The 21,098-nt window shown below is 61.6% G+C and carries 28 protein-coding genes; 22 read left to right on the top strand and 6 right to left on the bottom strand.

What is annotated here, in order from left to right; genetic code table 11:
* Window positions 1–39: 39 nt before the first annotated feature.
* Window positions 40–1,005 (bottom strand): MucR family transcriptional regulator, encoded by a 966-nt coding sequence (locus AEB_RS11780; protein WP_066044540.1) that lies wholly within the window; start codon window positions 1,003–1,005, stop codon window positions 40–42.
* Between the two features lie 164 nt (window positions 1,006–1,169).
* Between AEB_RS11780 and AEB_RS11775 the strand changes: the two genes are divergently transcribed.
* The 3 genes from AEB_RS11775 to AEB_RS11765 all read left to right on the top strand — a co-directional run bounded on the left by AEB_RS11775 (window position 1,170) and on the right by AEB_RS11765 (window position 3,024).
* Complete coding sequence (locus tag AEB_RS11775; protein ID WP_066044539.1) at window positions 1,170–1,673, top strand: hypothetical protein; 504 nt, start codon at window positions 1,170–1,172, stop codon at window positions 1,671–1,673.
* Window positions 1,670–2,251, top strand: a complete 582-nt coding sequence (locus tag AEB_RS11770) for a hypothetical protein (RefSeq protein ID WP_066044538.1) — start codon at window positions 1,670–1,672, stop codon at window positions 2,249–2,251. Before AEB_RS11775 ends, AEB_RS11770 begins: the two co-directional genes overlap by 4 nt.
* Window positions 2,252–2,319: 68 nt before the next feature.
* A complete protein-coding gene (locus AEB_RS11765) occupies window positions 2,320–3,024 on the top strand; it encodes a hypothetical protein (RefSeq protein WP_119083339.1) in 705 nt (234 codons plus the stop codon).
* Between the two features lie 273 nt (window positions 3,025–3,297).
* On the opposite strand, the gene AEB_RS11760 is transcribed toward AEB_RS11765, so the two are convergent.
* Genes AEB_RS11760 through AEB_RS11750 form a run of 3 tightly spaced genes read right to left on the bottom strand, consistent with a single transcriptional unit; the run spans window position 3,298 to window position 6,657 of the window.
* Window positions 3,298–5,166, bottom strand: coding sequence for a hypothetical protein (locus tag AEB_RS11760; protein ID WP_066044534.1), 1,869 nt, complete (start codon window positions 5,164–5,166; stop codon window positions 3,298–3,300).
* Window positions 5,159–5,653: an ABC-three component system middle component 2 gene (locus AEB_RS11755; protein ID WP_066044532.1), complete on the bottom strand. Its 495-nt coding sequence runs from the start codon at window positions 5,651–5,653 to the stop codon at window positions 5,159–5,161. The genes AEB_RS11760 and AEB_RS11755 overlap by 8 nt, the downstream gene beginning before the upstream one ends.
* Window positions 5,644–6,657, bottom strand: coding sequence for an ABC-three component system protein (locus AEB_RS11750; protein WP_119083338.1), 1,014 nt, complete (start codon window positions 6,655–6,657; stop codon window positions 5,644–5,646). Before AEB_RS11750 ends, AEB_RS11755 begins: the two co-directional genes overlap by 10 nt.
* A gap of 355 nt (window positions 6,658–7,012) precedes the next feature.
* Between AEB_RS11750 and AEB_RS11745 the strand changes: the two genes are divergently transcribed.
* From AEB_RS11745 to AEB_RS11660, 19 genes are all read left to right on the top strand, one after another.
* Window positions 7,013–8,209, top strand: a complete 1,197-nt coding sequence (locus AEB_RS11745) for a hypothetical protein (RefSeq protein ID WP_066044527.1) — start codon at window positions 7,013–7,015, stop codon at window positions 8,207–8,209.
* 10 nt (window positions 8,210–8,219) lie between these two features.
* A complete protein-coding gene (locus AEB_RS11740; protein ID WP_066044524.1) occupies window positions 8,220–8,837 on the top strand; it encodes a hypothetical protein in 618 nt (205 codons plus the stop codon).
* A gap of 102 nt (window positions 8,838–8,939) precedes the next feature.
* Window positions 8,940–9,146: a hypothetical protein gene (locus AEB_RS11735; RefSeq protein WP_066044522.1), complete on the top strand. Its 207-nt coding sequence runs from the start codon at window positions 8,940–8,942 to the stop codon at window positions 9,144–9,146.
* 74 nt (window positions 9,147–9,220) lie between these two features.
* Entirely contained in the window at window positions 9,221–10,093 is an 873-nt protein-coding gene (locus AEB_RS11730) for a Mom family adenine methylcarbamoylation protein (RefSeq protein WP_066044520.1), read from the top strand.
* A gap of 102 nt (window positions 10,094–10,195) precedes the next feature.
* Entirely contained in the window at window positions 10,196–10,495 is a 300-nt protein-coding gene (locus AEB_RS11725) for a hypothetical protein (protein WP_066044516.1), read from the top strand.
* A gap of 344 nt (window positions 10,496–10,839) precedes the next feature.
* Complete coding sequence (locus AEB_RS11720; RefSeq protein ID WP_119083337.1) at window positions 10,840–11,334, top strand: sigma factor-like helix-turn-helix DNA-binding protein; 495 nt, start codon at window positions 10,840–10,842, stop codon at window positions 11,332–11,334.
* 55 nt (window positions 11,335–11,389) lie between these two features.
* Complete coding sequence (locus AEB_RS18290) at window positions 11,390–11,611, top strand: hypothetical protein (protein ID WP_197714418.1); 222 nt, start codon at window positions 11,390–11,392, stop codon at window positions 11,609–11,611.
* Window positions 11,612–12,076: a DUF5983 family protein gene (locus AEB_RS18285; protein ID WP_231958689.1), complete on the top strand. Its 465-nt coding sequence runs from the start codon at window positions 11,612–11,614 to the stop codon at window positions 12,074–12,076. It abuts the gene before it with no gap.
* 11 nt (window positions 12,077–12,087) lie between these two features.
* Window positions 12,088–12,600 (top strand): hypothetical protein, encoded by a 513-nt coding sequence (locus AEB_RS11710; RefSeq protein WP_231726409.1) that lies wholly within the window; start codon window positions 12,088–12,090, stop codon window positions 12,598–12,600.
* Between the two features lie 93 nt (window positions 12,601–12,693).
* A complete protein-coding gene (locus AEB_RS11705; protein WP_231958688.1) occupies window positions 12,694–13,779 on the top strand; it encodes a phosphoadenosine phosphosulfate reductase domain-containing protein in 1,086 nt (361 codons plus the stop codon).
* 110 nt (window positions 13,780–13,889) lie between these two features.
* The gene (locus tag AEB_RS11700; RefSeq protein ID WP_066044509.1) at window positions 13,890–14,351 is read left to right on the top strand and encodes a hypothetical protein; all 462 of its coding nucleotides are present in this window, start codon (window positions 13,890–13,892) and stop codon (window positions 14,349–14,351) included.
* Between the two features lie 17 nt (window positions 14,352–14,368).
* A complete protein-coding gene (locus AEB_RS11695) occupies window positions 14,369–14,689 on the top strand; it encodes a hypothetical protein (RefSeq protein ID WP_066044508.1) in 321 nt (106 codons plus the stop codon).
* A 49-nt stretch (window positions 14,690–14,738) separates the two neighbouring features.
* Entirely contained in the window at window positions 14,739–16,406 is a 1,668-nt protein-coding gene (locus tag AEB_RS11690) for an ATP-binding protein (RefSeq protein ID WP_119083336.1), read from the top strand.
* Between the two features lie 46 nt (window positions 16,407–16,452).
* Entirely contained in the window at window positions 16,453–16,797 is a 345-nt protein-coding gene (locus AEB_RS11685) for a DUF5983 family protein (RefSeq protein WP_051768066.1), read from the top strand.
* Window positions 16,794–17,000 (top strand): hypothetical protein, encoded by a 207-nt coding sequence (locus tag AEB_RS11680; protein WP_066044503.1) that lies wholly within the window; start codon window positions 16,794–16,796, stop codon window positions 16,998–17,000. The genes AEB_RS11685 and AEB_RS11680 overlap by 4 nt, the downstream gene beginning before the upstream one ends.
* 51 nt (window positions 17,001–17,051) lie before the next feature.
* Window positions 17,052–17,408: a hypothetical protein gene (locus AEB_RS11675; RefSeq protein WP_066044502.1), complete on the top strand. Its 357-nt coding sequence runs from the start codon at window positions 17,052–17,054 to the stop codon at window positions 17,406–17,408.
* Window positions 17,409–17,547: 139 nt separating this feature from the next.
* The gene (locus tag AEB_RS18420) at window positions 17,548–18,132 is read left to right on the top strand and encodes a hypothetical protein (RefSeq protein WP_231958687.1); all 585 of its coding nucleotides are present in this window, start codon (window positions 17,548–17,550) and stop codon (window positions 18,130–18,132) included.
* Between the two features lie 26 nt (window positions 18,133–18,158).
* On the top strand, window positions 18,159–18,656 hold the full coding sequence (locus tag AEB_RS11665) for a TIR domain-containing protein (RefSeq protein WP_048939410.1): 498 nt from the start codon (window positions 18,159–18,161) through the stop codon (window positions 18,654–18,656).
* A gap of 49 nt (window positions 18,657–18,705) precedes the next feature.
* Window positions 18,706–19,260 carry a toll/interleukin-1 receptor domain-containing protein gene (locus tag AEB_RS11660; protein ID WP_048939385.1) on the top strand — a complete coding sequence of 185 codons (555 nt, stop codon included), beginning with the start codon at window positions 18,706–18,708 and terminating at the stop codon, window positions 19,258–19,260.
* 16 nt (window positions 19,261–19,276) lie between these two features.
* On the opposite strand, the gene AEB_RS11655 is transcribed toward AEB_RS11660, so the two are convergent.
* Together AEB_RS11655 and AEB_RS11650 are read right to left on the bottom strand one after the other, a co-directional pair.
* Window positions 19,277–19,933 carry an SLOG domain-containing protein gene (locus AEB_RS11655; RefSeq protein ID WP_048939386.1) on the bottom strand — a complete coding sequence of 219 codons (657 nt, stop codon included), beginning with the start codon at window positions 19,931–19,933 and terminating at the stop codon, window positions 19,277–19,279.
* Between the two features lie 2 nt (window positions 19,934–19,935).
* The gene (locus tag AEB_RS11650; RefSeq protein ID WP_048939387.1) at window positions 19,936–21,096 is read right to left on the bottom strand and encodes a toll/interleukin-1 receptor domain-containing protein; all 1,161 of its coding nucleotides are present in this window, start codon (window positions 21,094–21,096) and stop codon (window positions 19,936–19,938) included.
* Window positions 21,097–21,098: the final 2 nt, after the last annotated feature.

Here is a 21,098-nt window from a genome sequence, read left to right as displayed (position 1 = left end):
CAGCCGTCCAGGACCCACGACGGACCCCGACCGCACCGATCAGCCCTCCGCGATCGTGGCCTCGGGCACAGGTTCCGCCGCAGGAACCGCCTCGGCGTCTGCCTTTGTGCCTCGACTGCGCTTGGGCTTCTCCGCAGCCTCCGAGCTCGCAACCCGAGCCTTGGCCGGAGCGCCCTTCGAGACCTTGCGCTTGGGTTTTTCTGCCGCGGACTTCGGTCCGGCCTCGACAGTCTTCGCGGGCGACCGACGCACGGATGCAGGCTTTGCCGGGGGCGTGTCCGCCACGGCAGGCTCGGGCGCCTCGACGACCGGTGGGGCGGATACCGCTTCAGCGACAGCCGCAGGAGCGTTCTTACGCTTGGGCTTCTTCACCGCGGGCTTCGGTCCGGCCTCGACGGCCTTGGCGCGCGCGCGACGCACCGGTGCAGGCTTTGCCGGGGGTGTCTCCGCGACCGACGGCTCCGGCCCCTCGGCGACCGCAGGGGCAGGTACTTCTTCAACGACCGGCGCAGGTGAGCCTCTGCGCTTTCCGCCCAAACCAAGCTTCAATGCGACTTCCCTCCGGGCCGCCGAATATCCGCGCGCAACCAACGGATAGTCCGCCGGAAGGCCATAACGGCCGCGATATTCCGCAGGGGTCAGCCCGTGCGCTGACAGATGTCGTTTCAGGGCCTTGTAGGGCTTGCCATCAATCAGGCTCAATATGTGATCGGCCGAGGCCAGGCTTTCCTCAATGGAGACCATCGGCTTATATTCCGGCACGGCCACCGGCGTCGTCGGTGAAGCCGCTGACGTTTCAGGCGCGGCCACGGGCGTCTCCTGCGCAACATCTTCGGCCGCAGGAGCGGCGGCTGGTATCGCAACAGGCGCGCCGCCCAGGAGAGCCCGCCGTGTCCCCTCCACGAGCGCCGGCAATTCGCCACTCGGCACCGTGTTGTTCGCGAAATACGCGCTGAGCAACGTCACGGTCAAAGACATGACGCCCGAATCTTCGGTTTCGGCCATGTAACACCCTTCTTCTTGCTGGAAACACAGGTCTTGAACCAGACGCTCTTGCGCAAGCGTAAACGAACTCGTGCCTTCATTCGGCGCTCAAGTCAAAGGGAGGGGAGGAGGGTGGTTGTGAGTGGCGCGGCAATTGGGCTGCCCATTATCTTCATGGAGGCCCCATGGCCGACCACTTCATACAGGGCTCATTCGCCTTCACCTGCTCGATCGCCGAAGCGGCGTTGATCGAAGAGGCATGGCAGCTTGCCGCCGATCTTATGGGCGATTTCAAACCTGCCCCCCTCAGCGACGAATTGCTGGCAGTCTTTCCGCCGACCATTGCGAATAACCCCATAAGTGGTTTTACCGCGATCTTTGACGATACGAACTTTCCCGACTTCGGCGCCGACATTCGGGTCGAGAGTTCGACCGACGATCCGATGACCAGTTCAGTCACCATCTACAGCACGATCGACTTCCAGCCCTGGCCGATCGCCGGGCTGATCCAGCGTTGCTGCCAATCGTCGCTGGCGATTGCCCCGGTCGGGTTCGACTGGAGCTTCACCTGTACCAAACCCTATCTCGACAGTTTCGGCGGGGGTTGGTGCGCGGTTTTCCCGGACCGGATCGAAATAGAATTCACGCGGGAAGCGCTTTCAAAGGCGCTTGAGGGAGGCATTTCATGAGCCGCCGTGATCATTGGGAAGACGATCCCGACCATCCCATCGACGACTGGAAAACCGAGGTCGCTAACGACGATACCCGTCTTGGCTATTGCGCATGGATCGACGCGCGGTCGGAAATGCTCGCCTCTGACGACAATTCTCGAACGACCAACGCCGCACCGCGTCGTGACGCCGTTCGAATTCGTGAAACCGATCGACTTGGCAACATCGCCTATATCCATCGTGAAGCGAACCGCCCGATGCGGTGCACACTCGCAAATGGCGTGTCCGCGGCGCTCTTCTACGCCGGCATCACGGTCGATCAAATGACGTGTCGCTTCGCGCTCGACGATTGCGAAACAGCCGACCAGGCGCTCGCAATCGTCAGGCGCTACGGGTCGCTCGATCATGGCTATTGCCACGCAGGGCCGCCATCGGGCTGGGATAGTTCAACGGCATCTCCAACGGCGCTTCATCTGCTCTCGAGCCTGCTTGGCGCGATCGATCGCCTGGCGGCCACCACGCCCGAGGTCGCGGGCCAGATCGATGAGGTCGCCGTGAAGCGCGCCCGCGCCTTCATCGCGATGGAATTACCCTAGGGGCCCCAGAGGCCAGACAACAGCCGGCCGCCGCACCGGCCGCCACAGCTTCAACACGGAGAAAGACCATGACCGACGTTTCGACGCCGGGCGCGTCCACGCGCCTGTACAGCCAGACCCCGTTCGATGAGCGGGGCAACTTCTATTATGAGGGCGACCTCTATCGAACCGGCGACAATCTCTCGACGCTCGCCGCGCGCATCGGAGGTCATCTCAAGACCAAATTTCCCGACACACGCTTCGCGATCAAGACCGAAAAATTCGCACGCGTCCGCAAGATCATTGCCGAGATACTCCACACGCCAGCGGACCTTACCGCGCGTGACGCGCAGAACGACTTTTTCATTGCGGTGCGCGACCAGATGGAACGCTTCGGCTATACGCGCTCCAACCTGCTCCAGGATTTCCACACCTGCTCTTTTTACTGCGAGGCACGGCTTGGGCAGGCCTATTGGGCAGCATTGGCCGCGCGTCGCGGAGCAAAGAATCCCGTCGAAGCCAAAGTCTCCCTTGCCGCGTTCAAGAAGCAGGTCAGAGCCGGTGACAGCCTGAAGCTCGTCGATGCGCCAGCCGGACACCGTTCGCTCGGAACGACGAGGGCAATCACTCAGGTTCGCTCAGGAGATCTCATTCTCGAGGGCCGCTCCTATCTGAGCTTTCCGCGCGCCTCCGCCTTCGCCTGCGATGGGAAGCTCGTGCGGATTTCGAACGGCTCGGAATATGATCCCGATTCACATCTGCTCTATGAGTGGCTGCGCCGGGACGCCGCCTGAGCCATGGCCTTCATCGTCAAGGGACCGGCGGTCTGCAACTAGCCAGGCTGCGGCAAATGCTGGGACGTCGTAATGTAGACAATCAAGTCTCATATTTTGAGCTGTGGCCAGAGGGGGAACCGCCCTCGTAGCGCGTAGCAAACCCAAACGGCGTAGCGCTGCGGGGGCGGTTCCCCCTCTGGCTACCCGCAGTCTGCGCAGCACCTTCAGCTCATGGTTAGAAGCTGACGCTGAGTACCTGCTTCGCTTCCGTCCGCAGCCGCCCAGTTCTCGTCAGACAAACAGGCCAGCCCGACCGATGCTCGGGTTCTTGGTGAACTGAAAATTCGCGTACGGCATGACGACATTCTGATCGGACTTGTGGTTCTCGATCACGATGAACTGGGCCTGGTCGGCCATGCCCTGCAGATACCGATAAAAGTGCGTCGCCACATCGGCTTTGCGCAATTCCAACTCGTCGTTCGTGAGATCTTCGAAGCGATCCTCTTCCGCCGGACGATAAGCGAAGAGCGGCGAATCCAAGATAACGAAACCCGGATGCGGCCGCCCCTTTTCAATGCAGTAGACGAGTACGCCGATCTTGAAGGCAGCATGCAAGAGCGCCCGAACGCCAGCGCCATTGTCGCGGCGGCGCTTGCCATCAACGACGATGTCCTGGTCGCTCTTCTCGAAATGCACCGCATCTGCGCCGGGATAGTTCCATGCCTTCAGGACCTGCTTGACCACGGTGGAGAGTTCGTGTGCTTCGCTGTTCGAAAGGTCGAGATTGACGTCGATTCCTTCGGCGCGTTGTCGCGATTGCACGCTTGTGGCCTTGATACGTGCGATCTGCATCTCGAGATCGGCAACTCGGCGCCTGTTATCCAAGTCGGATTCGAGCTTTTCACACCGCGCGCTCGCGCGGAGGAAGATGGATCGTGCCGATACCTCGCTCTGTGCTGCCCGGACTCGGGCAAGGCGCGCTTCGTTCAGGCTTTCACCTGCGACGGCGATGAGCCGCTCAACCTCCAGGATTTCAGCGTCAGCGTCGGCAAGCGCCGCAGCAAGGTCACGTGCCTCGGCCCGGATCTTCTCAATCTCCAGCTCGGTGGCGTGTCGCTGCTCCTCAATGCTGCCAAGGCCATGGTCGTGTTTTTGATGGTCGGGGGACGCCCCGCACAACGGGCAATTGATCGTGGCGAAGCGCTGCAGCAGGAAGCCCCCTTCTTCCAGACCTTCGAGACGATCGATATCGGACGCGTAAACCCGTGCGAGTTCATCGAACCGCACCTTCAAGGCATTCAATTCCGCGATCCGCGCTTGGTAACCTTGAATGTCATCGGAAAGGCCGCGCTCCTTGAGCGCAAGGTCATCCAGACTGTTCTGGCGCTCTTCCACTACGTCGAGAAGTTCCGCTTTTTCCCGCTCTGCAGCAGCCAGATCGGCAATAACCGCAGTGGTTTCGACCGTATCGTCGATCGCTTTTCGCAGCTGCTCGGCCATCTGGGAGAGAAGCTCGATCTGCCCCTCCTTCGCTGCCCTGAGCTGATCGCCGGACCGCACCTGCGCGATCGAGGAACCATCTACGCCGGTCAGCAGGAATTTGAGCAGCCCCTTGTCTTCCGATGTGACCGTAGTGTTGTGCGCGAGCAGCAGGCTCTTTTCATCGATCATTCTCGTCTCGTCGATGAGCAGATAGCGCATAACGACGCGGAGCGAGAACGGCGCCTTTTCCGCACGCTCGTTCTTCAGTAGCTGAGCTTCGCGATAGCCGACGCTAGAGAGGAGAAAACGCGAGACGTTGGGTGAGTTGACGTGCTTGCGCGAAAACACCTCGTACCCACGCGAACCTTCACCAACGGCCTGGAGATGACCGTCGGCCTTGTAGATGTCACCACCCAAAGCGGATGATCGTAAAGTGACTTTCTGATCGCCGGGGAGGGTGAGCCACAGGAGATAGTTGTCCATACCCTTGCCTTCGGGAGGCAGGGTCGGGAGCTCTCCGCCAAGAAGATAGTCGATCGATTTGCGCACGAACGATTTGCCGGTATTCGAAGCGCCCCAGATGATGTTGACGCCCGACTTGAATTGGACCGAAACCGGCGTTCGCTCGGGTCCGGTGAAGATCAGCTGGTCGATGATGATTCTTCGCCGATCAGACATTGTCTGCGGCCCTCCCGACGATCTCGTGAGACCAGCGCTCGAGGCGGTCTCTCAGACCTTGGATGAAGGCGTCGACGCCTTGGGCGGCGGCTTCCTGTGCCAGCCACTGGGCCGCTTCGGCGAGGCGGCGATTATACGCACTTCCGAACAGATCGATCATCGCGGTCGCCGTTTCGTGCGCCCGAAACGCGATGCCGCTGCCCGTAAATACCTGTTCGACGAGCGATGCGCGCGCCATCAGCAGCAGGCCCTCCTCGACTAGGTGACGGCGCACGAAATACTCGCCGGCACGGGCATGGATCTCGGGGTGAAGGCTGGGCGGACCACCAGCGTCGCCGGTGTGGACGATGTAGTAGTCCAGCAGCGACATCATCGCGAGATCGAAGGCGTGAGGCGCAAAGGCATCGAGAATGAGCAGCGCTCGCACGCCCGCTTCGAGTGGTGTGTTGAAGAGTTGCGGCTGGGCAATGGGCAGGCTCAGGCCCATGGCATGCGTCCGACATTCGCGAAGTGGTGGCACGCGCCTTGTTTGACGCTGGGAGTCACGCGATTGTGCCGTCCGAGCGCGCCGGTAACCTGGGCGGTGGAGGCAACACCCATGATCTGCGTAAGCCTCTCATAAAGCGGCGCCGTGCCCAGCGCGTGGTACCGATCGATCACGGTCTCGTGCACGTCCTCGTCAACATTGTCGATCTGGCTGGCTGGCAGATTGTCACGAAAATGGCGTCGAAACGCCTGACGTTCGAGATACCGTCGACGGGCATTGATGATCTGGGCACCATAGGTCGCGTTGGCAACGACCTCTGCGTAACCCGTGAAGGGCGTCCCGCTCGCGGCGGCAAACACAGCCACAAGCTGGGTTACATAGGCGGCCTCCTCGTCAGCGACATCCTCCGGCACGTCAACGACCTGCACCCGCGGGGCCTCGCCAGGATCGATATCGAGATGCTCATGCAGGACGGCGCGCATCTGAGGCTTCTCCACCAGTTCGCTGGCCTTCCAGAGTTCAACATTTTCGAACGCATAAGCGCGGATCGCCGTCTCGAGAGCAGCGGTCAGCGGGCATGGTGTCGTCGCGATGCCATTGAGGCAGTAGGCATCCCAATTGCCTATCACGAAGTCTGCTATGAGCGAGGGGCGGTCGATCACCTTCTTGACGTCCCGAACCGCCGAATTGGGACAGACGAATATGTAATTGGTGGGCAGCGTGAATTCGCCTTGGTTCGCGTAATAGAAAATCTTGCCGATCTCGGTGACGAACTCGGCTTTGCCCAAGGGTGCCTTCAGATGCTTGCACTGGTAGTTGTGCCAGTCACCATCGTACCGAAGGGGCGAGAGAAAGCCAACGGCGTCGCGACCCATGTCCGCCGATGCGGTTGGACGCTCGAATCCGATATAGGCGTCTGCAACCTTCGCGAGCCACTTCTTGATAAGGTCTTCGAGCTCGCTATCCGTTAGATTAAGTATCTGGCGATCTTCGTTGAATGCCATTGTGCGCTATTTCCCCTCCGCCCCGGTCAGAGACCTGATGCAAATTTCTCTCCCGATCAAACCTTTTCGGTCCCAAACTCATTAAAGCTAGCCAGAAGGGCAACCCCGGCCAACCCCTGGGAGCAGGCAATTGCTCAGGCGCGCGCTGAAATCCGTTCTCTCGTCGAGGACGGCGACATCGGCCACGAGGACGTGACGACGCTCTGGATCGAGCAATGGGCAGCCGACATCTACCGGGACCATCTCGCACGCTAAGCCCGGATCCGGGGCACCACGCGCCAGGATGGAGGGAAGGGGGTGGGGAAGGGTTGGCCGGTCCGAAACGGATCGGGCCGTTCCAACCAGGAGATGTCCCATGGCAACGCTTGCCCACCATATCGACGCGCCCCAGGTCTCGGGCGCCTACAAGGTCGACATATCCCGCGGTCGCGACATCGGACGGGTCTCGTCCGAATGGTATTCGCGTCCCGATGACGAGAAGTTCCTGTCCCTCGACGACCTCTATGAGAGCGTTCGTCGCCGCGCTGAGCGTGCTCGCACGCGGATCGTAGAAAGCCGCGACGTCCGCGTCGAGGCGACCATGGACAATGCCGAGCGCCTCAGCCTCATCGTTCCCGGCGAAGCCGAGCCGATCGCCCCCACCAACTGGTCGTTCGGTCAACTGTCGAGCCTCGTGGGCGCTCCCGCCTCCTATCTGCGCAACCTTCCTGCAGCCCTCGCCGGCATCAATCTCCAGCATGGCCTCCTTAGCCATCGTGGCGAGCAGGTGAAGCTTCTCAAGACCCATGAGGGTCGCGCTGAATTGCGGGCCGTCACCGGACCCGATTATGGCCGGATCTGGGACCATGAACTGGTCGCGGCCGTCATGAAGATCGCGGGCAACGGCGTTTCCGATACGCGCTGGAAGGTTCCCGGTGTGCTCGACTGGCGATCGATGCGCTATAACCCCTATGTCGACGTCACGCGCGAGACGACGACCCTCTATGCGTCGGATCGCGACGTTTTCCTGTTCCTCGTCGACGACACGCATCCGATCGAAGCAGGGAAATTGCCGAATGGCGATCCCGATCTCTTCTTTCGCGGATTTTATTGCTGGAACTCAGAAGTCGGCTCCAAGACATTGGGAATCGCGACTTTTTATCTGCGCGCGGTTTGCATGAATCGTAATCTTTGGGGCGTCGAAAATTTCGAGGAGATCTCCATCCGCCACTCGAAATTCGCCGCCAACCGCTTCGCCCATGAAGCAGCGCCTGCACTCGAGACCTTTGCCGACTCCTCGGCCATGAGCTTCATCGAAGGCATCAAGACGGCACGCGGCCGCATCGTCGCACGGTCCGACGAGGATCGCGACTCCTTCCTGCGCAAGAATGGCTTCTCCAAGGCGGACACCGCGAAGATCATCCAGTCGGTGATCGCCGAAGAAGGTCATCCGCCCGCCAGCCTGTTCGATTTTGTCCAGGGCATCACCGCACATGCACGCGCGAAGTCCAACCAGGACACCCGGCTCGAGATCGAGGGCAAGGCGCGCAAGCTCTTTGCCAAGGCGAACTGAGGAGGACGCCATGCCGAGCTTCACGATCGAAAGCACCTACCGGCTGCCGATTTTCCGGCACCGGACCTATCAGGCGGCCACCGCCGAAGATGCCTGCCGGCTCGCCGTCCAGGACAACGACTGGGAAGGCCAGAAGGAGGACTATGAAAATAGCGGCGCCACTTACCTGACCGGTATCTGGCCCGGTGTGGATAGCGCCTATACCGACTCCTCGCTGACGCTCCCTCCCGGTTTCTCCGAGGGTGAAAATCCGCCGCTCGCGAACGGGACGAAATCAGTCACGCCAACAGCGGCTCCGCTGATGCCGCGCTGTCGCCATTGCGGCAGCGCGGACATCTGCCGGGATGCGAACGCCGCCTGGGACGAGGTCACCCAGCAATGGTCGCTGCTCGCGACCTATGACAGCCAGACCTGCGAGCGATGCGGCGCGGACAGCAACAATCTCGCCCTCTGGGTCCCGGTCGCCGAGGCGGGCTCGGCCACGGCTTTCCTGTGGGAAGTGATCCAGGTGCTGGAAACCACGTCCCTTGCCTGGGACGCCGAATTTCAGCGTTTCTGCACCGAGAGCCATGGCCAGCTGACGGCTGATGAAGCCGCCACCCGCTGGCGCAGCGCCGCGGGCACCTGACCATCCAGGCCGGCCCAACGGGCCAACTTTCAACACCCGTCCACCCCGAGGCGGCTTCGACACAGGTCGGAGCCGCCCTTTTCATATCGAAGGGATCCGATCATGCACGCATCCGCCCAGGTCGAAATGCAGACCTTCACCGTCACCGTTGAATTCTCCAGCGGCGGCGAGCCCTACGCGACCGAGACTTATACGGTCGAAGCGACCGACTGGTATCGCGCCCAACGCGACGCGATCGAGATGTCGGTCTCCAGTCCCTACGACAATGCGCGCATACCCGATCTCACGCGTCGCGTGATCGCGCAATAGGCAGCCCCGGCTTACTCCCACCGCCGATCGCGGCGCAGCGGGAGGAGTCGCGACCGCAACCGGAGTTGCCGCTCATGATCACCACCAGAAGCCAGCGCTGGCGCGATCGGCGCTGCCGCTGGGTGCCCGGCGCCACCGAAATCGATCCCCGGCGCTTCGCCGTCGATGTGATTGACACCGTCAAACAGGCTGCCCCGTTCGTGAGGCAGCATCATTATGCCGCCTCGATGCCGGTTACACGCCTGTCGATCGGTCTTTTCCGAAATGGTGCCGGCGGGCGATCCGACCTGGTCGGTGTTTGCGTCTTCGCCCACCCGGTCAATAATGCCAGCGTCCCCAAATCCGCGGGCCTTTCCGATCCGCGGAGCGCCTGCGACCTCGGGCGCCTCGTGCTGCTCGACGACACAGGCGGTAACGCTGAATCCTGGATGCTCTCACGCGCCTTCAAACTGCTGCGTCGCGAAAAACCGGAGATCGTTTCGGTCATCTCCTATGCCGATCCGATCCGTCGCACCGACGAACAAGGCCAGGTGTTCATGCCTGGCCATGTCGGAACGCTCTATTGCGTGATGGGCAGCCGCTATACCGGACGCTCGTCAGCGCGCATCGATCTCATACTGCCCAACGGCCAGCCGATTTCGAGCCGGGCGATCTCCAAGATCCGCAACGACGAATGCGGTCAGCGCTATGCAGCCGAACAGCTGGTGGCCGCCGGTGCTCGGGCGCGTCGTTCGGGCGAAGATGCCGCCCACTGGCTCGCCGATCTCGAACGTGTCGGTTTTCTGCGCCGCCGGAAGCACCCGGGCAACCACACCTATTTATTTCCTTTGACGAACGCCGCCCGGATCGCCGCCCGCAAGGTGCCAAGCCTGCCTTACCCCGTGCTCGATCGCGCGGCGACCGGGGGTGACGTCACCGTACTACCGTTATTGGCTCATGCCGCTTGAGCGTAATGATATAAAGGACGTGATCCGTCTGGTGGCGCAATGCGCAACTATTATGATTTTCCGACCGCTCAAATGATAAAGCGCCGACGAAGGAGGACCAAAATGCCGTTCCGCGAAGGTCATATCTATCCGCTCAGGAATCCAGAACGGTTCATTGCGGCATTGGGCGAGATCACTTGCCATCGCCGGACGCCCCTTCTCGGCATGGCCCTTGAGCTACCGCCCAGCGCATTCAATCACGCGCTTCTCGCATATTATGGACCAATCCCGGCGGATGCAGTCACGCACGACGCCTTCATCACGACCGACCAAGGCGATGTGCACCCGAATATGGATAAGCCGATTTCCATTCGTCTCGATGATGTCGTACTGGAAGAAGGCCGGCTCCTTCGCCGCGACTGATCTAACGTCCCTTCATCCGTGATTTCCGCACGCTGATGACGATAATATCGTCGGAACAGCCGGGTTGCGCTTCCGACATGCTGTCGCCCGTTAACGGCCGTAACATGACGGCTTCCGGAACGGATCAAACCATTTCTATCTGCTCCCGCTCACCAAATCGGCGCGGATCGCGCCGCCGGCGGTACCTAGCCTGCCTTATTCCATTCTCGATCGCGCCACGCCCGCCGGAGACGTGACGGCGCTCCCGCTGCTTGCCCACACAGCCTGACGCAAGCGTATCCAGCCGGAGGGAAGGGGGCAGGGAGGGGGGCCGGTCAGGGATCGGCGCAACGGAGAACCCCACCATGCCCGACCATGACGCTCGCGCCCTCCTTGCCGAGGCGCTCGATTTCTTCAACGACCATCCGTGCTTCGGCCTGCGACGCGACCGGCGTCGCACAAGCTACCAGCTCGCTGCGCGGATCGACGCCTTTCTCGCACCGGACAAGACTGTTCTATCTATCGTGGCCGCCGCCCGCGAACGCTGGCCCAACACTCATATCCTACGGATCGACCCTGACGAGCAGACCGTCCAGCGCGACGGCGACGGCTATTGGGTGCGGGCATGGGTGCGCGTGGATGCGGCCGGTCTTGCCGATGTCGGCGCTGCGCCGATCGACCGATACGCCCGCGCGGTCGCCGCACTGCCGGAAATCACCCGCCAGGTTCTCCTGGCCGATTTCCTGGGCGACGAGGATTTCACCGCGATCGCGGCCCGCCTCGGCATCACCACGCACGAGGTCGAGCAGCATATCGCCGACGCACTCGCCGCCATCGCCCAGGCGCTCGACCGGGCCTGATCGGACACTCGGACTGCCCGTTCGTGCGCCCGGCACATCTCCAAGGAGACAATCCATGACCCATATGACAAGGGACGATTTCGCGCGCCTGCTGGCCCAGGCACGCACGGCCATCACCGACGCAAACCCGACAGGACATATCCTGTGCGACGAATTGGCACAGGCCGAACGGCTCGTGGAAAACCACGTTGTTCCCTGGTCGGCCGACATCCACGTCGCGTTCATCGACCATCGTCATGGAGGCAACCTCTATGCCGCCTTCACCCGCGAGGCGTAAATGGCAGAGGTCGCCTCATTCTGCCGAGAATGGTGGTCGGAGATACGCGACACGCGCGATCCCTCGACGCTCCCTGATGAAGACGCAGGGTCGATCTACTTCGACGCGCACGAAGAAGAATATCTCTGGACCGAGCGCATCTCGGTCGACGCGCCGCCGATCGGCTCGCCGAACGCATTACGCGTCGGTCGCCATCTCGTGATCAGCACCAGCCATATCCGTCCCGCCACCGCCGACCTTCTCGACCAATGGGCGCCGATGATCCCGGAATCTCGCCCGCTTGGTGTCGCCGAGGCCGGCTATGGCTGGTTCGTCCTCACCGATCCCCTCGACGGCCTGGAACGGGAGATGGTCCCAAACGAGCTTTGGGCCGCCATCGAATTCGCGCGGGCCCAGGGCTGCCGTTGGCTTCTTCTCGACCGCGACGCGGATTGCATCGACGGTCTTGAGATCTTCGAGTGGTGAGGGGCCCTGCCATGACCCGCCGCTCCGCCAGGGCCGAGGTTCGCAATCCCGTCCTCGGTCTTCCCGCCGCGCGCCTCCTTCAGGCTATGCCAACCGATACCCGCACCTTGCTCGCAGTGCTGCTGCTCGACCTTGCCGCCGACGCTCGCCATCGTTCGCGATCGAGTTGGGAGAGCCGCAAGGTGTTTGTCGCTGCCTACTGGGCTACCGTTGCCGTCTATGCCGGACATGTCGCCCGGGTCCTCGGCGGGATCCGGCAACGGGGTGCTTCGCGCAAACCCTTTCGCATCGCCCAAAAAGGCTATGCCGAGCTTGCCGCAGCCAGCTGGAAGGAAGCCTCCGACCTCTATTGCGAGCGCCGCGACCGATTGGGTCTGGGCGCCAGCATGTACCCCGAGGCACTGCTGTTGGTCGCCGACACGCCTGTGGGGCGAATTAGCTATAACGGCCGAATCTGGCTGCCCGGCGACTGGGAGCCCGGCACGGAGCCCCTCTACGACAACAGGTCGCCTGCCGGCCACTGACAGGCGCGCAGTCGCGCCGATCCACCGCACCTGAGGAGACACCGCATGAGTCCAGCTCTTGCGCGCGGCTTCCTTGCCGCGCCTGATGATCCTTTGCCTGCGATCGACGATAGGGTCATAGCCGCCGCGCGGCGCGGTGCCTGGTTCGCCTTCAATCTTTCGGGCGGCAAGGATTCCACCGCTTCGGCCCACGCCGCGATTGCGCTGCTCGACGCCTTGGGTCATCCCCGCGATCGCCGGATCGCGATCCACGCGGACCTCGGCCGGGCGGAATGGCGCTCGACCCCGGCTATGGTTGCAGCGATCGCTGACAGGCTGGGGATTCCCATGCTGGTTGTCAGCCGATCGGCAGGCGACATGGTGTCGCGCTGGGAGCAACGCTTCCTCTCCGGCAAACATCGCTACGAGGCGCTTGAGACCTATAATCTCATCGGCCCATGGTCATCGGCATCGCTGCGTTTCTGCACGTCCGAACTGAAGGTCCAGGTGATCGGCCCCGAACTGGCGCGCCGCTACCGGGGCGAGACTGTCGTTTCGGTCATCGGCCTGCGCCGCGACGAAAGCCCGAGCCGGCGCTCGACCCCGGTCTCCCGTGTTGACGAACGCTTCGCAAAGCTCGGCAACGCCGCCGGCACGCGCATGCTCAGTTGGCATCCGGCCGTCGACTGGAGTGCCGACGATGTGTTCGGCATTCATGAGCGCCACGGGCTGCCGCTGCACGAAGCTTATGTCCAATACCGGACAACCCGCCTGTCCTGTGCTTTCTGCGTGCTTGCATCGGCACACGACCTGGCTGCCTCCGCTGCCGCCCCTGGCAACTTCGATCTCTACCGCCATCTGGTGGCGATCGAGGCGGACTCGACCTTCTCCTTTCAGCCTCAACGATGGCTCGCCGATGTTTCGCCTCAATGGCTGTCGGCCGGACTTCTTCACGAGGTCACGCGTGCCAAGCTGCGAGCCCAGGACCGCAGGGCGCTCGAAGCGGCCATGCCCCCGCAGTTGCGGTATGTGAAGGGCTGGCCACCACGCATGCCGAGCCTGGCCGAGGCCTCGCTGATCGCGAAGGCCCGCGCGCCAATCCTGGCCCATCACGGCCTTCCTGACCATTTCCCTGACGCTGCCGCGGTCCAGGCTCGGTTCGCAGACCTCCTCGCCGTGAAGGCCGAACGGTCCCGCTAACGAGCCGGAGGGGAGGACTTTTTTTGAAGGGGCGCCGGGCGAATTTCGCTCGGCGATCTCCCTGCTGCCGAACGCGCAGCCCCAAGCCTCCACCATCAAAGGAACAACCAATGGACGTCATCGTCTCTCGGTCCCGCACCCCGGGCACCGCCTCGACCTACCACTATCGCGCCCTCGTGCCGCTCGCCGAGGTCGCGGCCCGGCGGCGCCCGCGCTGCGTCGTCATCCAGGCCCAGATCGGCAATGGCCGGGTGCCCTCGACCCGCATCGCCGACGTCGTAGCGCCCGCCACCTGGTATGAACGTGAGTTGGCCACGCCCCTGGGCCTTGCCGCGCGGCTCAACCTGGTCGCGCGGCGGATCGAGGCGCTCATCATCCACACCGTCTTTCCCGAGATGACCGCTCGGTTGCCCCCCCTGATGCTCGCCCTGGACTTCGATCCCGGCGAGGCCAGCTACCGCGTCGCCGTCGCCGATCTGAACGCAGCCTTCGACCGGTTCGCGCCCGGCATCGACACGCTGATGGCAGCCGATCTCGGTCTCTACCAGGGCTGCGACCTGCGCGCTGCCTGACATTGAAAGGACCCGTCATGGCTCAATATTCCCAAGCCAGTCTCGAGACCGCCGCCTGCCTCTGGGAGGCCGTTCTGACCTTACACGCCAGGCCGATCACCGATCCCGATGCAATCGGCCTGGCTCTCGCGATCGGCAAGACGTTCGATGCGCTTGGAACCGCAGCGCTGCGGTTGACGGTGGTTGGCTGGACCGATGCCGTCGAAGCTGCCTGGCGCGAGGCCCAGAACGACTATCCACTCTGCTTCGACTGGGATTTCGTTCCCGACTGGATCATCGACCACATCGACTGGACCGATCCGTTCCATCCCGCCGTGATCCAAAGGGGAGGGGGATGAGGGCTCATGTGGCGGGGAATTGGTCTCCGCCAAACAGGAGTCGCATCCCATGTCCTTTCCCGCCACCATCCGGCCCGAGGTCGGCCAGTCGCTCATCACCAAGGTCTCGCGCCTGTTCAACGGCACGCTCGGCGACGTGCTTCAGGAACTTTTCCAGAATAGCCGCCGCGCCGGTGCCCGCGCGATCCATGTCGCGGTTTACAATCTCCCAGCCGGCACCGCACTGTCCATCTACGATGACGGCTCCGGCATCGACGATCCGGCCAACCTCCTCACGCTCGGCGATTCGGGCTGGCAGCAGGATATTCGCACCCGCGAGGATCCCGCCGGCATGGGAGTGTTCAGCCTCGCCGGACGGGATGTGGTTGTCCGCTCATGGTCGCAAGCGGCGGGACGGGGGTGGGCGGTCCACATCCCGGCTGACGGCTGGGAAGGGGGAGTGCCGCTCGCGATCAAGCCGTGCGGGATCGTGCGCGGCACCGAGATCCAGATCATGCTGCCGCCCGCGTGGGATGAGCAGCTTGGGTCGGCGCTGCGCCTCGCGGCCCAATATTTCCCTCTCCCCGTTCATTTCGAGGGCGCGCAGCTCCCGCGCGAGGACTTTCTGGCCGGCGCCGGCCACATCGAAGAATGGGAGGGCTGTCGCATCGGTATCTTCCACGACGGGACCACCGAGGCGATCCACACCCCCCGCATCAATTTCCATGGCGTGACGGTCGCCTCCCGGCTTCCCACCGTGAGCGAAATCGAGAGGCCCCATAACTGGCGGGTGCGGGTGGATATCGTCGATGCGCCGGCGCTCCAGCTCGTACTCCCCGCGCGCAAGGAAATGGTCGAAAACGATGCACTCTCCCGGCTCAGGGAAGCGGCCGAAATCGCGCTTTACCGCGCCATCGGCCGCGAGACATCTCATCGGCTCTCCTACGAGGGCTGGGCGCGTGCCCGCGACCTTGGGATCGCTCTGCCCGAAGCCGACCGCTGGCTCAATGCCTGGACGCCGAACATCGCCGACACGTCCAACCGATACCAGGGCGCAGCCATTCGATCGGGTCCGATGATCATCATGTCCGACCACGAACCCGATATCGAACAAGCGCTTGCCCGCGCACTTGCGAAGGAAACACCGCTCGGCGGTCCCCTGGTTCACGAGAACCGCGATTTCGAGGGCTATCGCTGGTATGACGAATTGCCGCGTCTCCTGTCCTGCAGTTTCACCGTGCAGCGCGATGGCGTCCTTCATCGCTATGCCGACGATATCGCTCTGCCGGACGATTTTGAGTCCGGACCGGTCGAGAATATCTCCGCCGAAATCCTTCTGCGGTCCGGCGGCCCTTCGCCGGCCGAACCCACCACATACTGCATGTCCACGGACATGCTTGTCTGCAGCAATGCCTGCTGGACGCTCGACGAGGCGACGATCCTCTTTGACGGCAAGGCCAATGTGCAGCCCTATGCCCTTGCCGACCTGATGCATGCCAGCTTGTTCTGTTATTCCGACGATTGCGGGCACGACAGCTGGGACACGCAATCGCTCGCGTTCGAGCATGAAGCCCGAAATCTCGCCAACCTGTTGCTGCTGGGTGAGGACGAGGCCCTTCTCGCCCAATTGCGCGATGCGGTCTTCGAGCACGTCCAGTGGCTCATTCCCGACAACCGCAGCCTGACCATCTCCGGCGACAGGAAGACGCTCTCGCTTTCGCTCGATGAAGCGGCCTGAGCCCGTCGCTCCAGCCGTAACCAAACCATCGCGAAGGAGATCCCTCATGCGCCATGCCACACTCTTTGTCTGCTCGACCGCTCATCTGCCTGTCGCCGAGCGTCGTCACATCGATCACCTCATCGCCGTCGCGCCACGCGGGCCGGACGGACGTGTCGAGGTCGGCCATCTCGATCTGGTGATCGAGCCCTATGCCTATGGCTTCTTCGTCCACACCAGCGTCGTCGGGTGCGGCGGTGAGGCGCCGGACATCAGCCAGGAGTTCTGGGCGATCCTGAGTGCGGCATTCGACAGGGATGCCTCCTGGGTCCTGTTCGACCGCGACGAACCCACCTGCTCCGAACTGCCCATCTTCGCCGACCCCGACCAGCCCGAGGAGCACCAGTCATGACGAACCTCTGCTCGACGCAACCCTGTTCGTCCAAGCGCGCAGCACTTGCGTCCTTCGACCATGCCTATGCCGTCGCGCTCCGGATGCGGCACGAGACGGGCCGCCCCCAATTCGTGCTGCGTACCGGTGATCCGCTCCAACCGTTTCGCGTCTCCAGCACGGGGCCACAGCACCGTCAGGCGCTGATGACGCTCGTCGCCTGATCTGGCGCCCGCACGTGCCGGCAACGGCTCTCTTTAACGAGGAACAACCACATGAACGATGGAATATTGCGTCAGTCCGCAAACGAGGCGTGCGACGCCCCACCGCCTGCCATCCAATATCTGGACCTCACCGAAGATGAGTTTGTGGACCGGTTCCAGCCAGTGCCCAATCATCTCCTCGCAACGGCGGGGTTCGACTTCGGCCGGGGCGGATGCCTGTTCGAAGCCTCCGGCCAGGACCTCGAATTCATCCGCTCGCAACCCGCGGCAAATGTCTGGACGGTGATTGAGGGCGACGACGGTCTCGAGATCACCGACGGCATGCACGTCGTCAATCGCCTCGGCTATCTCCTGACCGAGCAGCCATGTCCCCCCGATACGATGGTGAGCGTGCCACTCGACTTCTAAGCGGCCACACCTCCCGACTCTCGGGGCCTCGGGGGGCCAATTGATCGTCGCATTCCGGCCACCCGGCCTCCGGGATCAGCCGCCAACCGTCACGGCGACGTTGCTTATGGGCTCCCGACCTCCTTCCTGGAGATCAGCCATGTACGATCCGAAGCGACCGCCGATCGCGGCGGCGAACGACGACGCTTGCCTTACTGCCCTATCAGGCGTCCCTGTGATCGCCGCCTGGGGCATGGGCGTCGACAGCACCGCGATGATCATCGAATGGGTCGCGCGGGGGCGGCCCCTGTCCGCCGTCCTCACAGCCGACACCGGCGTCGAGCGCGAAGAAACCTATGTCTTTCTGCCGATCTTCCAGCGCTGGATGGACCGGCATCATATCGAGCATCATGTCGTCCGCTATGTGCCGAAGCGCTTCAAGCACTGGCCGCCCTATTTCTCGCTTCTGGAGAACTGTCTCACCAACGCGACACTGCCATCGATCAGCTTCGGCCGCCACAGTTGCAGTTTAGGTCTACCCATTGAAACTGTCTCCTTTGCGCGCGATGAGGGACGGGCCGACTGCCGCGCTAACCCAAAGAGCTGGCGGTGGTCGGCCCGTCCCTCGCGTCGCGCAGCGACGCTTAAGCGTCGCATGAGGCGCCGCACAAAAATGCCGCGCTTGTTATTCAAGCCATTCGTTTCCGAATCGATTTCTCTAGCGGAACGATGGCCGCCTCTGTAGAAGGTCGGAGAACAAAAGGGGGCCTTATGGCGCGGCGCGTTTTCTTCAGTTTTCACTTCGCGAACGATTTTTGGCGTACTCAGCAGGTGCGTAACATCGGAGCCCTCGAAGGGCAGACTCTTTGCACTGCGAATGCTTGGGAGGAGGTCAAGCGGAAGGGCAAAGCCTCCATCGAAAAATGGATCGATGACAACATGTACGGCAAGAGTTGCGTGGTGGTGCTCGTCGGTTCGGAAACAGCGAACCGGCCATGGGTGATCCGCGAGATCGTCAAAGGTTGGGACGCAGGCAAAGGCGTGGTGGGTATCCGGATAAACAAACTTCTTGGTCACGATGGGAACTCGTGCGTGGCAGGCAGCAATCCATTTGATGAAATAGGCTACGCCAATACAGGGAAGAAGCTTTCGTCCATAGTGAAGCTCGTCTCTCCTTCCGGAGCAGATAGCAAAGCCGCCTATGACTCGATTAAGAATGGGATCGAGACTTGGATTGAAGAGGCCATTGCGATCCGAGCAAATAACTGAAGTGCAGAGAATCGGAGATTTTGCGCGGAATTAAGAGCGGGCGGCAAGAATGATAGAATATATTACCAAATCCGAGCTTCGTAATTTCGCTGGCAAATTGAACATCAACGAGCAGGTAAACCTCAGGAAATCTGCTTCTTCTCGGGCGCTGTCGGGTGCTACATTTCTTTCGCACTCAAGCAAGGACGATGATCTCGTCGTTGGCGCCATTCGTGTATTAGAAGGGCACGGCGCCAAGGTTTATGTCGATGAAATCGACCCGGAAATGCCCCCATACACGACGGAGGAAACGGCAGGGCTGTTAAAGAGCCGTATTCGTCAGACCAAGCGCTTTGTCCTTCTTGCAAGCAAGAACAGCAAGGACAGTCGTTGGGTGCCCTGGGAGTTGGGCGTCGCGGATGGGTATAAAGGGTTGACGAAGATCGCGCTGTTCCCGGCATCCGACAGCGCGCATGAGCAGGCATGGGCGTCGTGGGAGTATCTGGGATTATACCGCCGCATCGTCTGGGGGGATCTACAGGGTCATCAAAAGCGCGTCTGGATGGTCCTCGACGAGAAAAGGAACACAGCTACCGAGCTTAGCGAGTGGCTGGCTGGTGAATAACGAGTTCCCGTCCCGTTTAAGCAGTGGCAGGGGGTTGCCAAAATCGCTTCTCAACGACATCCGGTTGGAGAGTTGGACTTTCGAAGCGCTCCTCTCGGACGGAAACGTCAAGGTGGCGGTGAAATAACGCAACATAGTCCCGGTCTTCCGCTAGGTCGGGCGATAGAGATTCAACCTGCGCCCCAACTTCAAGCGTCGCGCCGCCCGTGGAGACTACTGGAATCACTGCAGCGTCCGGTTGCAGGCGTCGAAACATTTCATATTCCTGTACAATCCCGCCCATACCCCCAATGAAAACTGCCGCTTTGAACTTGTGTTCGGAAAACATACGCTCGCGCATGGCCAGCAAGCTCTTCTCCCGATCCTTCTCAATCTCGTCCGTATAAACCACGTTGTTGAACCGCTCATTATCCTCGGGATACTCGTCCTTGAAATGGCGAGACTGGTAGAGCCGGACCCAGTGTCCGTAATTTATTCCTATGTCTTGCGAGACCACCCAGATCATTGGTGTTATTGCGGGTTGACCACCCCAAACAAGCAGCCTGCGTCCTAGCGTGACGTGCACCAAAGCGGAGACTGCGGCTGTAATCGCGACACTGTCAGCGGTCGCCGCATATTGTGGGCCTCGCTTCGGATCCGGCACGCCTGCCGAAAGAAAAATGGCCTCAGTCATGGTCAGTTCTCCCATGCCGCAAGAGCCCATCCGGCTTCGGAAACTTTAATCGTGCGGACCGCGCGAATATGCTCCCCAAGCCATCGGAGATGAGCATTCCATGCATCACGGATGCCGATATGATCGTAGACCAGTACCGGTATCTCCTGCTGTTCCGCTCGTCGCGCCTTATCGGCCACATCGTTCAAAATTTCAGCCGTGGGGATTCCGACGATCGGATATGCCCAGATCTTTTCGCCGTCCAGCAACCGCACGGCGACGGCCCGATGTGCGCCGACGCCTTCCACTGACGCACCAATTTTCTCGACGTCAGCGCGGAGTTTGCCGGTAATCGACATATATCGAGATGCGATGCTCCGGCTTCGTAGCCGCTCGACCTCCAGGACGATTGTATCCGCCGTTTTGGCTACTATTGGGCCATCTGGCCCCTCGAGTTCCTCTGGATCAAGATATATAGTCTCTGCAAGATCGGTCAGCTTGTTTGGCGTATGCTCAGGCCAAATTACACGAAGGACCTGGATCTCTTTCGCGCGCGCCCTTCCTATTTCCTGTCGAGTCCAGCGGCTATCGAAATAGGTAGGCGTGTCGAGCATAACCATAACATCAGAATCGACGAGCCTATGCCAAAGCACATCTTGGAACGGATCGCCGGGCCTAATGTCGTGCGTGTCCAAGAATACGTCGAATCCGCGGGACGCAAGGAGATCGTGAAGTTGCAACGCTGCTGCTCGGGATTCCACGCGCCGATAGCTCACAAAAACCCGTCGCTGTCGACGAAGTAAGCCCACGCATTCCAGCATTGCTGACGCGAGTTCAGTCATATTTGGATCGTCAGCGCGCCGCGTTAGCCCATTGATGGGCTGGAGAAGCGGGGGGATGTGAGCATTGAAGTCTGCGCCAGCGGCAATCGTTGGAATGATGGGCGCACTGGCCCGGATCAGGTCTTGGGCCGCTTCGAGATCTTGCTGGGCATTTCCTCCAAAATACGCACACGCGAATGCTGCTGGCTTGTGCCGCTCACCCAGCGTTGCCGCATTATGCACAACTACATCGTCCCCCAACGTCAATCCGAAGTCGGAAACGATATCCGTGAGCGTCGCTGTCAGTGTTGCACGCTCCTCTGGCGTTGCCGCACCAAGTATGGCCAGTTCATAGATACTCATTG

The sequence above is a fragment of the Altererythrobacter sp. B11 genome (genome assembly GCF_003569745.1).
GTDB lineage: Bacteria > Pseudomonadota > Alphaproteobacteria > Sphingomonadales > Sphingomonadaceae > Croceibacterium_C.
The sequence above is the reverse complement of the archived record's forward strand: the minus strand, read 5'-3'. Positions and strand labels throughout refer to the sequence as shown.